This is a genomic window from Streptomyces sp. NPDC101234 (genome assembly GCF_044767525.1).
GTDB classification, from domain to species: domain Bacteria; phylum Actinomycetota; class Actinomycetes; order Streptomycetales; family Streptomycetaceae; genus Streptomyces; species Streptomyces sasae.
In genome coordinates this window covers 23,128-35,588 of record NZ_JBIWOA010000044.1, presented here as the reverse complement: position 1 = coordinate 35,588, position 12,461 = coordinate 23,128, and the positions used below count along the sequence as shown (strand labels likewise).

At 71.1% G+C, this 12,461-nt stretch carries 8 protein-coding genes; 5 read left to right on the top strand and 3 right to left on the bottom strand.

The genetic code is table 11. The annotated features are described in order from the left end of the window. The first annotated feature begins 389 nt into the window (after positions 1–389). The 3 genes from ACIRR9_RS47440 (at position 390) to ACIRR9_RS47430 (ending at position 3,315) form a co-directional block, all read left to right on the top strand. Positions 390–2,099, top strand: a complete 1,710-nt coding sequence (locus ACIRR9_RS47440; RefSeq protein ID WP_403765562.1) for a GAF domain-containing protein — start codon at positions 390–392, stop codon at positions 2,097–2,099. Positions 2,100–2,224: 125 nt separating this feature from the next. Next, positions 2,225–2,716, top strand: coding sequence for a CBS domain-containing protein (locus ACIRR9_RS47435; protein WP_403765559.1), 492 nt, complete (start codon positions 2,225–2,227; stop codon positions 2,714–2,716). After that, positions 2,713–3,315, top strand: a complete 603-nt coding sequence (locus ACIRR9_RS47430; protein ID WP_403765557.1) for a hypothetical protein — start codon at positions 2,713–2,715, stop codon at positions 3,313–3,315. The genes ACIRR9_RS47435 and ACIRR9_RS47430 overlap by 4 nt, the downstream gene beginning before the upstream one ends. Positions 3,316–3,386: 71 nt before the next feature. Here ACIRR9_RS47430 and ACIRR9_RS47425 read toward each other — a convergent pair whose 3' ends face one another. Together ACIRR9_RS47425 and ACIRR9_RS47420 are read right to left on the bottom strand one after the other, a co-directional pair. After that, complete coding sequence (locus ACIRR9_RS47425) at positions 3,387–4,070, bottom strand: CBS domain-containing protein (protein ID WP_403765554.1); 684 nt, start codon at positions 4,068–4,070, stop codon at positions 3,387–3,389. Position 4,071: 1 nt separating this feature from the next. Further along, entirely contained in the window at positions 4,072–4,200 is a 129-nt protein-coding gene (locus ACIRR9_RS47420; RefSeq protein WP_403765551.1) for a hypothetical protein, read from the bottom strand. 908 nt (positions 4,201–5,108) lie between these two features. On the opposite strand from ACIRR9_RS47420, the gene ACIRR9_RS47415 reads away from it, so the two are divergent. Then, positions 5,109–6,677, top strand: a complete 1,569-nt coding sequence (locus ACIRR9_RS47415) for a hypothetical protein (protein WP_403765548.1) — start codon at positions 5,109–5,111, stop codon at positions 6,675–6,677. A gap of 206 nt (positions 6,678–6,883) precedes the next feature. Here the strand turns inward: ACIRR9_RS47415 and ACIRR9_RS47410 are convergent, their stop codons facing one another. Further along, on the bottom strand, positions 6,884–10,894 hold the full coding sequence (locus ACIRR9_RS47410) for a hypothetical protein (RefSeq protein ID WP_403765546.1): 4,011 nt from the start codon (positions 10,892–10,894) through the stop codon (positions 6,884–6,886). Between the two features lie 182 nt (positions 10,895–11,076). On the opposite strand from ACIRR9_RS47410, the gene ACIRR9_RS47405 reads away from it, so the two are divergent. After that, positions 11,077–12,054: a TrmB family transcriptional regulator gene (locus tag ACIRR9_RS47405; protein ID WP_403765543.1), complete on the top strand. Its 978-nt coding sequence runs from the start codon at positions 11,077–11,079 to the stop codon at positions 12,052–12,054. Positions 12,055–12,461: the final 407 nt, after the last annotated feature.

Sequence of the window (12,461 nt, the reverse complement as noted above, 5' to 3'; positions counted from 1 at the left end):
GGGGACACCCGGCCCCGATCATGGCCGCCGGGGAGGGGCGAGTCTCATGCGCCCTGACCGTCCCGTGCACGGCGCAGCACGCTCGGCCGATCCGGGTCGTCCTGTCGGACAGTGTTCCGCTCGCGCCGGGGCGCACGGCCTTCCCCGGCGGAGATCCGGTGCAGACCGGACCGATTCTCCACGAGCAATCCCCGGGGCACGCGTTTCGAGCGACTTCCCGCTCGCGCGGGGTTGCACACCCGGCCGAGCGGCACCCGCGCGCTCGGAACACGGGCCCGTCCCCGCAGGGCGGCCGACTCTCTTCGGCGTGCCGTCCTGCGCCCAGGAGGGATACCGTGGAGGCGATCCGTGGATGCCGGGCCCGTGCGCCGGGACCGAGGAGGAGCACGGTGGAGACTCCCGACGAGCTCCGCGTCCTGCTGCCCCAGCTGAAGCTGGACGAGTTGCTGGAGGAGCTGCAGGCCAGGCTGGACGCTGCCCGGGGCACCCGGGACCGCATGCAGAGTCTCCTGGAGGCGCTGCTTTCCGTCGGTCGCGAGCTGGACCTGGGGCAGGCCCTGCGCTCCATCGTCAAGGCGGCCGCGACCCTGGTGGACGCCGAATACGCGGCCCTCGGCGTCATCGGACCCGACGGCGGCACCCTGTCGGCGTTCCACACCGTCGGTATCACCGAGAAGCAGGTCGCCGAGATCGGACCGCTGCCCGAAGGCCACGGCATCCTCGGCGAGCTGATCCGCAACCCGCAACCCCTGCGTCTGGAGAAGCTCTCCCAGCACCCCGCCTCCTACGGCTTCCCGGACGGCCATCCGCCGATGAACAGCTTCCTGGGCGTGCCGATCCGGGTCCGGGACCAGGTCTTCGGCAACCTCTACCTGACCGAGAAGCGCGGTGGACTGCAGTTCGACGAGGAGGACGAGGCGGTGCTGTCCACGTTGGCCGTGGCGGCCGGCGTGGCGATCGACAACGCCCGTCTCTACGAGGACTCCCGGCTGCGGGAGCGGTGGCTTCGGGCGAACGCGGAGATCACCCACAGTCTGATGTCCGGCAGCGGTCGTGCCGAGGCCCTGCACCTGATCGCCGAACGCGCACAGGAGATCTCCGGCTCCGTCCTGGCAGCGGTCGCACTGCCCGTGGAGGGCAGTACGTCACTGGGCGTCGAGATCGCCGTGGGACTGGACGCGGACGCGCACCGGGGACTGGTCCTGCCCCTGCGCGGATCTTTGATGGGGCTGGCGTTCTCCGCCGTCGCGCCGGTCGCCAGCGACGACGTCACCCACGACGCCCGGGTCTCTCCCGAGCCCCCGCGCTTCCACGGGCTCGGCCCCGCCGTGGCCGTCCCCATCGGCACCGGCGGGGGCGGGGTACGAGGAGTGGTGCTGCTGGCCCGCGAAGCCGGGCGACCGGTCTACTCCCACAAGGAGACCGAGATGCTGCAGGGCTTCGCCGCTCAGGCCGCGATCGCGATGGAGCTGGCCGGGCGACGACAGGACGCCCAGCTGGTCGCGGTGCTTCAAGATCGCGACCGGATCGCCCGGGATCTGCACGACCTGGCCATCCAGCGGCTTTTCGCCACCGGGATGACCCTGCAGAGTGCCGAGCGCTTCATCGAACAGCCGGAGGCGTCCGAGCGGGTTCTGCGGGCCGTCGACGACCTGGACGAGATCATCAGATCGTCGATCTTCGGCCTCCGGGCTCGTGGCGACGTAGCCGGCGGCGGGCTGCGCGCAAGAACCGTCCAGACGATCGGCCAGGCGGCACCGGTCCTGGGCTTCGCGCCCAGCATGCGCATGGAGGGCCCGCTGGACACCGACGTGCCCCGCGAGATCGGCGACCACGTCGTGGCCGTGCTCTCCGAGGCTCTGACCAACATCGCCCGACATGCTCACGCCTGCCTGGCCGGGGTCGAGCTGACCACCGACGGCCGCGAGATACGTCTGACGGTCTGGGACGACGGCGTGGGAATTCCGTCCGACGGCCGCCGAAGCGGGCTGCGGAACATGGCCGAGCGTGCGGAGCAGCTCGGCGGGGAGCTGGAGATCGTACGTCCGGACGGCGGTGGCGTCACGCTGGAATGGCACGTCCCACTGCCGACGGAGTAGACGGGTTCGGTCGGCAGTGGGGTCGACCGGGCAGTGGGTCGGGGCCACTAGGCCCAAGACCCGACAGGTCAGAGGCCGCAGCCTGAAGGTGCCCCGTCACGGCAATCGAACCCTTGGAGGACGGCATGGACGTCGCTCCGACCGTCGTGAACGACGTGATGACGCACCGGGTCGTCGCCCTGCGCACCGGTGCGGCCTTCAAGGACATCAGCGGCCTCCCCGCGCTGGACGAGACGGGAGCGGTCGTCGGCGTCGTCTCCGAGGCCGATCTGCCGCCCAGGCAGGGGTACGCCGACGTGGTCGAGCTGATGACCACCCATGCCGTCACTGTGGCGCCGGACGCCACCCGCGCCCACGCTGCCCACCTCATGGCACGCCGGTGGGTCGAGCGGCTGCCGGTCCTCGGCCGGCACGGCACCCCGAAGGGCTCGGCTCCTCGGTACGTGCACCGAGGCGATCCGGGTCGACGTGCACGACGGTGCCGTCACACTGGCCGGGCGGGTCCACGAAACCGCCCTGATACCGCTCGCCGCACAGCTCTCACCCGCGGTTCCGCTTGTGGTCGACGTGGAGTGCGCGCGGGCGACGCGGGCTCCGGGAGAAGGCGGCGGCCATGACACGGACCCCTCCGGCAACCGTCACGCCGATACGGCTGTGGCACTGGCGGCGTAATCCGCTCAGGCGGCACAGCGACGTCGTCGAGGGTTGGATCGTCCTTGCCGGCTGGGCACTTGCCCTGGCCTGCTCGGTCCTCGCGGGCACGGTGGGTGCGCAGGTCAGTGACTCGGCGTCGTCGGCACGGCTGGTGCAGGTCCACGCCGCGATCGCCGTGGTCACCGACGACACGGCGAAGGTGCCGGTCAGCAGCGGGAAATTCGATGACGGGCGGGTATGGGCCACCGTGCGCTGGACGGACACGGACGGCACCACTCACACGGGCCAGACCATGGTTCCCGCGTTCGACCCCGTCGGCGCCCGCGTCAAGATCTGGGCGGATCGGGCGGGTCGCGTGGTGAGCGCACCTGTCTCCGGCAGGGCGGCCACCGTACAGGCAGCCCTGACCGGTGCCCTCGTCGCGACTCTGGCCGGTGCCACAGTCTGGGCCGTCGGCAAGGGCATCCGCGTACGACTCATCCACCGTCGTATGGCCGAATGGGACGACGAGTGGAAGCGAATCGGACCGCGCTGGGGAAATCTCAGCGGAGGAAGAGGCTGAATCTCAGCGGGGTCAGGGAATTGAAGACGGACGTGTCAGCCGCACAACCGAACCGCACCCCGCTCACCGTGTCATTCCCCCTCGGCCACCCTGATCCGGCAGTCCACGCTCACCACGCCCTCGACGGCCCGCACCAGGCGAACGGCGAGCGGTATCCGGTCAGGCTCCCGGACCCGCCCGGTCAGCGTCGCGACACCATCGGTGACCACGATGTGCACGGGCTCCACCGGAGCCGGAAACAGTATGTCGACGACGTCACGCCGGATCTCGTCGGCCAGATCGTTGTCGGGACGCAGGAACACCTTCAGCAGATCCCCTCTGCTGACCACGCCTTCGAGCAAGCCTTCGGCGTTCACCACCGGCAGCCGCTTGACGTGCCGCAGTGCCATGATGCGTGCGGCCTCCGCGAGTGTGGCGCCGGCGTGCACGGTGACGGCCGGCGTACTCATCAGCTCCTCGGCGGACACCGCCGTGGCCTTCGCCAGGTCGGGCAGTTGACGCGACGGGGCGAACGGGTCCGGATCGCTGTCCCACAACTCCTCCTTGGGCAGCAGATCGGCCTCGGACACCACTCCGATCACCCGCCCGTCGCCCTCCAGCACGGGCAGAGCGCTCACCCTCCACTGGTCCATGCGTTCGACGATCTCCTTGAACACAGCCGTGCGGCCCACCGCGACGGCGGCCGGTGTCATCACGTCACGCACGCGATGCGGGCCGCTCCGTACGGTCTCCATCCCGTCAGGGCCGCCGGTCATGTCAGGCCACCGCTTCCATAGGGGCGTACAGGTCGAGCGGACGGACCCGGGAGGCGCCCGGATGCCACAGGCGCAGCGGGAAGTGCCAGGACCAGCCCAGGAGTTCGCCGTGTCCGAGCGTCTCCGTCACAGCGGTGCAACGCGCACGCACGTGCCGGTCCAGTGCGACGCCGTTGCGCCCGTTCCGGAATCGGGCGGCGCGCCGGCCAAGAACCGTGGGCGGCGTGAGGGGCTGTCATCGCACAGGCTCCCTTCGACGGGGCGCGTACCTCCACTCTGTACGCATCCGGAGCCCGACACCACCGGCCGCCGCGTCTCCTGTGGGCAGGGGCCTTCAGGCTCGTCAGTAGGGGAGCTGCCGCCCGGAAGGCATAGCAGATCGGGAGGCTCGGGCTCGCGCGGAGTCCGGGGCGATGGTCCACCCTCGCCCGCCTCACGGGGGCCGCCTCCTCGGCGAGGGGCCCGGTTGTCCGGTGCCACCGGACGAAAGCCCTGCCCATAGGCACCCGACTCGACCATGCGGCGACCGCCCCCGACCGGGAGGCCGGTCAGGCCACACCAGAGGGCCGAGCCGAAGCCTCAGCACCAACGACGCCACACACCTCGATGTGGCACGGCCAACCGTGCTCGAGGTCGTGCTACAGCGCGGCTGTAACGGCTCCCGGCGTCCGCAGGCCGGAGCGAATCCGGGTCGATCTTCGCGGTGCGAGCGCAGAGCGACGTTCGCAGCCTGGGGCCTCAACGACGAAAATGCTGTGACCGGCGGAAATGCTTCCGACGGTCGGACGCCTCAGACGTTCCTGCACTCTCGTCTGCAACGGCGACTTCTGCAACCACTGGGCCTTCCGCACCCGCCGCGGGCATGATCGCCTCTCCCCCCGACCGGAAGCGGTACACCCTCATTGGTTGATCAGGATTTCTCCCTGGAAAGCGGGCAGCGCCCCGCGCGGAATTGCCGTTCTCCTGCCTGTCTGTTGCCTCGTTGCCGGGCGGGGCGGTGTGCGCATACTTCGGCAGGCCGGAGCTGGGGGGATCGAATTGGGCAGGCTGCTTGTCGTACCGGTACATCTGGACGCGCTGTGCCTGGCGGGGGAGCGCCAGGTCAAGGAGCCTTTCACGGACTTCACGCGGTTGCCGTACACGGACCCCGCCGACGGGCACGACCACCAGGCGGACATGCCGTACGTCAGCGAGACCCTGCTGTCGGTGCCGTTCCAGGACCAGGGCTTCCGGCTGAAGGCGGGCGTCCATCTGCACTGGTCGTTGCCCGACGCGCTGACCCGGCTGCCGTCGCCGGACGCGGCGGGCGGGGTACCGGTGGTGCCCAACCGGTGGCTGGTGACCCGCAGCGCCGGCGGTGCCGTGGCGCAGCAGTGGGTGGTCGAGAGCGACTTCCTGGCCGAGGACAACGCGGGCGGAGTGCCCTATCCGTACATCGCGGACCAGATGGACGAGCCCGAGCAGCTGCCGTACCGGCTGCTGGGGCGCAGGATGCCGCTGACCGCCGGGCGGCCGGCGGGGCGGACCGGCTCGGCCGACCCGGCGGAACGAGCACGGTATCTGCGGGCTCTGACGGCGGTGGGCTACGGGGAGCCGACCTTCGCGTCGTTCTATCCGCATTGCCACAGCGTGTTCGGGCTGCACGACCCGGCATTCCGGGAGGTGCCGCCGCAGGGCGTGACCTACGACGTGCTGGGCTGGTACGAGGACCTGGGCCAGGATGTGCTGGCGGTCGCGCTGGGGGCGCCACGGGATGCCGGGACCGGCTGGCCCGACGTGCTGCGCGCCGCCTTCCGTTGGACGGCCGCGGACAGCGGCGCCGCACCGGACCGGATGGTGTGCTGGGGGCGGATCGCATTCGCGCCGGCAGCGGGGGAGTCCCAAGACACCACAGGTGACGACACCGGAGTGTGGGTCGGCAACACCCCGACAGAGGCACTGGCGGCCCATCTGGGCGCCGTGCTCGGCGACGTCGGCCTGGTGCCTGACGACCTGGAGAACCTGCTGGAGGCGCTGGCCTTCGCCGAGGACCTGGAGTCGGCCCCGTTGGACGTCGGGCTGAAGCTGCTGGAGGCCCGGCACGCCGACACCTTCCGGGCCGTGCCGTCCGGGAATCTGCGGGCGGTGACGGACGAGCGGGCCGGCCAGGGCGCGGATGCCGACCTGACCGCACTACCGCGTGCCGTCGGGGCCGCGCTGAACACGCTGAACGTCGCACAGGCGGCCTGTGACCGGGCGGGCGCCGAACTCACCGGGCTGCGCCTGGAGCTGTACGCCGACTGGTACCGCTACATGCTGTGCGTCTACCCGCCGGACACCAGCCGGGACAGCTACCCGAACCCCGATCAGGTGCTCTTCCACCTGCGTCGCCAGGCCGCCCTCATCACCCGCCGCGTAGACCGCGCCGAAGCCCTGGGGCAGGACCGCGACGCCGCGCGGGCCGCCGCCGAGGCCCAACTGCCCGACGGCTACCGGCAACTCGAGGACGACATCACCCGCGGCCGCAAGAAGATCAGCGACATCCAGCCCGCTGACCGCGCCGCCCGACGGGCCACCCGCCACAAGCCGAGCACCGAACTCGTGCTCGTCAGCATGACGGTCTGCTGACTCACCCACCAGCCGAATCCCCGGGTCAGCACGCCCGAACCTCAATAGCCGGCAACGCCGTTTTCACCCGTCGGCGTCACCGCCGAGAGCGAACTGCTTCGAGGCCGTGGCTGTCAGCATGTCCGCAAAGGGGACTCGGCCACGACCACGTGCCCCGGGCCGGCAGATCTTGCGCCGGTCCCCGGGGCCGAGGGCGAGCTGACGGGTCAGTAGCTGAACTGCTGGATCTGCTGGTCGCCCGGTCCGTACGTCCAGCCGGTCCTGGTGCTGGGATCCAGCTGGACGGCGTTTTCGGCCCCGCCGTGGTTTCCGATGGCGAAGCCGGTCAGGGTACGGATCACCGTTCCGGTCGTGAGATCCACGACGGCGAGCTGGCCGGTGGCGTTGTTGTCCGGCACCCACATTCCCGAGCCGAAGTACGCCTGGCCCGCCGGCGTCGGGTACGAGACCACGGCGATCCGGTGGGTGCCGTCGACCGCGAGCGCCGAGGGCCTGCCCAGGCGCAGGGTGACGACGTTGCCGGCCTCACCGGTCGTCTCGACGAGCGAGCCGAGCGCGCCCGTGGGGACGATGTTGATGCTGGGGACGGCTGCGGAAAGGTTGAACAGCGACCCGGCCCCGTCGGAGGCGATGCCGTGGCTGCACGCTGAGGTGCTGCCGACGCCGGTCACGGTCCGGGCGGCCAGGTCGATTTTGGCCGGTGTGATTCCGCCGAGGCAGTTGTAGGGCCCGGCGGCCTTGGCCAGGAAGACGTTCCCGGTGGAGGAGTCGACGGTCAGCAGCGTGTACGTTCCGGCGGCGACCCCGCTGGGGTCGGCCGCGATCGGATCGCCGGTGCTGCCCGCACCGAGGTCGACGGGCAGGACCAGGTCCGTCTTGTCGGCTCCGCGCAGGAGCAGGGCACCCCTGCCGTGGACGGCGTCCACCCGGCCGGTGACGTAGCTGTACTCGGCGGCCGGCAGCACGGTGACGCCGGTGAGCGAGTCCGTCGCGGTGTTCCAGGTCTCCACCCGCACATCGCCGCCGGCCGAGGCCCGGTGGACCAGCAGTACGCGGTTCGCGGTGGCTCCCACGACCTCGTAGGACGAACCGGAGCCCGGGTCGGAGGTGATGACGTCGCCGTAGTCTCCGGTCGCCGTCGAGTAGTGGCGGACCTCGGTGCCGCCCGACGTGGTGACGAGTGCCGTCACGGAGTGGGAGCCGGCCGCGGCGAAGCTCTGCACCCACGAGCCGTCGGGCGCGAGCCCGTCGTCGAAGGCCAGTGTCGACAGCGGGGACGCCTGCCCCACGACCTGATCGTCGCGACCGAGGGCCAGCACCCGGACGTTGTAGCTGTCCGAGCTGCCGAGTCCCAGCGCCGCGGCATTCAGCCGTACGGACCCCGAGGTGGCGGGCAGCTTCCGGTGGAGCACCGAGGGGCTGTTCACACCGTCGTGATCGAGCCGGGTGCCGTTGGCGTTGGTGAAGGTGTTGTAGGTGCCGTGCAGGGTGGGGGCCGGCGCGGAGAACTCCACCTCGGCGGCCTGCGCCCCTCGGACGTTCCGGGCGTCGTAGCGGAGTGTGAATCCGGAGGTGGCACGGGAGACTTCGGCGACGTGGCCGGCGATGCCGCCCGCCCCGGTGAGGACCGGAGCTGCCGGGCGGTCGGCCGCCGTGCCGCCGGCCACCCGGATCGGGGCGAACTCCCCGTACGCGACGGACGTCGGTTTGCCGCCGAAGCCCTTCTGGGCGATGCCGATGCCGTAGAGGCCGCCGCCGTTCGCGAAGGCCTGCGCGGGAATGGTCACCGTTCCCTTCACCGCGGTCAGCGCCTGATGCCAGCCGGCGGTGAAGATGGGAGCGAGGCTCGGGTTCCAGTGGCCGACCGTGGACACCACGAGTTGCGGGTCGGAGGTCGATGCGACACCGGTGAGGTCGTACGTGACGGTGACCGGTTGTCCGGCGGCGACCGTCGCGGGAGCCTTGGGGGCGGTGGCCTCCGCATAGGTGCCGTCGGTCGGACCGATGGCAAGGGTACGGGTGGTGCTCGCGCGGGTGCGTCCCTGGACCAGGACCCGGTAGGTCACCGTGATCTGCCGGTCCGTGGCGGAGGTGAGGGGCAGATGGGCGGCGGTCAGGAGCTGCGCCGGTGTCACGCGTATCGCGGGATCGGCGGAGCGGAAGACGGTCGAGCCGACAGTGAGGGTGTACCGGGCGTCAGCCGGCACTCCGGTGGTGTCACCGGCGAAGGTGACCGGGCCGACGATGCCCTCGCCGTTTCCGCCGGCGGAGCGGTCGCCGAGGTCGATGCGGCCGGGGTCGGTGGTCTCCGTGAAGGCGCCGCCGAGGTCGCCGATGGTGACGTGGTGAGCGACGGACAGGCGCACCAGCGACGGGGACCCGGAGTCCCGGCCCAGCACCCTCTCGGCCGCGGCCGTCACGTCGACCTGCGGGCCGACGTGCAGTGAGCGGTCGATCTGCGCCGGGGTGGAGACCGCGCGGCCCGTCTTCTCCAGAATGTCCCGTACCTGTGCGGGAGCCAGCCGGTGGCCGCCGAGCCGCCCGGCCTGCAGTACGACGGCTGCCGCGGCGGCGATCTCGGGAGCGGAGGCGGACGTGCCGCCGTTGAGGGACACGCTGACCGACTGCGCCGTGCCCCGGGACGGGTGGGAGAAGGCCAGGATGTTGTCGCTGGGGGCCGAGAGGTCGACACGGCTGCCGAAGCCCGACGAGAAGGTACCGAAGCCGCTGAGCCGTGTCTCGGCGGTGGTGGCGTCGCCCCGTGCTCCTGCTGCCAGGGTGTCGTCGAGGGTGCTGCCGCCGGCGGCTATCGCACCGCTGTCGGGTACCCGTGACGGGGTTGTGGACTCCGCGTCGTCGGATATGTCGGTGGCGGAGCGGCTGTCGGAAGCGAGGTCGGTCGCAGTGCTTCCGCCGTCGGGTCCGACGGAGGCGGGGGTGTACAGGCGGGTGCCGTCATTGGAGGAGATGGACACCACGATGCCGTCGTGGACGATGGAGGTGACGACGGAGCGGATGACCGGGTCGTCCTCCAGGTAGCGCCCGGCGTAGCCCTCGGCGTCGGTGCCGAAGCCGAGGCTGGCGGTCATCACATCGGGCTTGGGTGACTGGTGGGCGGCGGCCAGCAGGGCGCCCGCGATCCGGTCGGTGGTCGGCTGCTGCGGAACGACCAGCCGGTAGTCGGCCCCGGGGGCGATACCCAGAAGGTCGGTGTAGCCGCTGCCGGTCGCCTCGGGGCGCTGCCGGTCGTGGGCGAGCGGTGCCATGACGCCGAAGTCGAGCAGGACCTCGTCCAGAGACGGATCCTGCTGCTCGGTGGACGCGGCGCCGTCCAGACCGCCGGAGTCCTCGGCCACATAAGTGGGGATGAGCGGCATCGACGGCAGATCGAGGTAGCGCTGACCGTCCTTGAGGACAGTGGTCGGGCCATTGGCCTGAACGTACGAGTCGCCGGCGTCGGCCATCGACTGGTCGGTGAGATCGCCTATCGAGACGTTGGTGATGGTCTCGCCGGTGCCGGGCTGCTGGCCGTAACGGCTCTGGAGCAGGGAGAAGGCACCGATCGCGTCCACGCCACCGGAGTTGAGGAACGCCTGCGCGGAGGTGGTGAGGGCGGCGTTGGCCGGCACGGTGTCCGCGGGCGACGCTGCCGTTGCCTTGCCGGCTTTGGCGGAGTCGGTACGGGGCGCGGCGGGGAAGGAGCCGATTGCCGCGGAAGGCAGCGTCCGCGCCCCGGTGTTCATCGTGTTGACGTACCGGTCGGGTTCGGCGTCGGCGATCCCCTGAGTGCCGCGCAGGGCGCGGGCGACGGCGGCGGAGTCGCGCCGGCCGGTGGCGAGCACGTAGGTACGGGACAGTGGGGCGTCGTCGCCCTGGACCAGCGGGTGCAGTGATGTGGCACCGAGGGCACGGAACTCGGCGTTGAGCGCTGCGCGGTTGGTCCGCGGGGCCCGGGCGGCGACGCGTGTCCCGTGCAGGAGAGAGCCGGTGACCGAGGTCTGCTGGTCCAGGGTGACCAGGATCTGGCCCGGGACGACGCCGTGCCGCTGTTTGTCGGGTGCGGGCGACGCCTGCGTGGCGGGAGTGCCGCCCGGGGGAGTGGCGGAGGCGGGCGCGGCGGCGGATGCGGGAAGGGCCACGACTGTGCCGGCGACGGTGAGGGCGAGGACGGCGCAGGCGCGCAGGAGCCGGACGGCCGGTGGTCTGGAACGGGGCATGGGGCACCTTCCGCTGTTCGGTGTGCTGACACGCGACAGGGACGTGTGCCTGCGCGTCACCGCTGCACAACGCCCCTTTTCCTGACGGGAAGATGCCAATGTCAGCGACCCGGGCGCAAGAATGCGGCTGTGGCCGTCTTCCGCCAGGTGGCGGCTGGTTGCCAGGAACCTCCGGAGTGGAAATGGAATTTGACGTCGTCGGACTCGGCGCCGAAACACAACTCGTCTACACCACACTGGTCGGGCTGCCCCGCAGCACCGCCTCGCAGGTCGCCGGAGCCTGCGGGATGAGCGTGGGCGCGGTCGGCAGGTTGCTGTCCGTTCTGGTCAAGGACGGACTTGCCACCAGGTCCGCGGGCCGCCCGCCCCGCTTCACCGCCGCCGCTCCCGATGTGGCGGTCACGGAGCTGATCCAGGAACGCGAGCGCCGGCTCGACGCGGCCCGTTCCCTGGTGCAGCGGCTTGCCGAGAAGCACCGTGAGGCTCACCGGATCAGCGACCCGAACATGGCCGTGGAACTGCTCAGCAGCCACGAGGACGTCAGCGCGGCCGTCCAGCGGCTCAGTGAGGGTGCCCGGCGTCAACTCCGCGCCTTCGACCGGCCTCCCTACGTCGACCGTCCCGGAAGCAACCTGGAGAACCAGCGTCAGCGACAGCGCACAGGCGTCGCCCACCGAGTGATCTACGACCGGGCCGCGATGGACTGGCCGGGCCGGCTCCAGGACGACATCCTGCCGAGCATACGCGGCGGCGAACAGGCGCGGGTGCTCGCCGAGTTGCCGCTGAAACTGGTGATCTCCGACGACAGAACGGCGATAATCCCCTTCAGTCTCGCGCCCGGTGGCCACTCCGCCGCCTATCTCATCCACCGCTCACCGATGCTCGTCGCCCTGGAAGCCCTGTTCGAAGGCGAGTGGGAACGCGCGACACCGCTTCAGGACACCAGGTCCCAGGTCGCAGGGCCCGGCAGTCCCGATGCCGACACCCTCGCCCTGTTCCGGCTCCTCGCCTCCGGTTGCTCGGACGCGGCCATCGCCCGTACCCAGGGCTGGAGTCAGCGCACCACCCAGCGCCGCATCCAGCGGCTGATGGCCGACCTGGGCGCCGACACGCGCTTCCAGGCCGCGGCTCAGGCGGCCCGCCGCGGCTGGCTGCAGTGAACCGGCAAGATGAGCACCTGTTTCTGAACCGCGAGGAGTGGGATGCAGGCGCTGCAAGTGGCGCGTCCCGCGTGACCTGACCTCACCGGCCTCCACCACGATCTCGCCGGACGTGGGCGTGTAGCAGCCGCCGGCCTTCGTGAACGCCGGTCCGGCCTGGGGGACCAGGCGGGGCCGGTGAGGGAGGCGGGTGCCGTGGACGGGGCGTCGGGCTTTTGGTGTGCGGCGGCGGCCTGTTCGGGGGCGTCCTGAACGATCTGTTCAAGGGCGAGGATGCCGCCGATGCGGACGTAGATCTCGTCCGAGCCGAGACGTTCCAGGGCTTTGGTGAAGCGGTCGGTGATCTGGTCTCGGAGTGAGCCGGTAGATGCGGGTGGGACAGAGCAGCGCGACGCCGACACCGATAG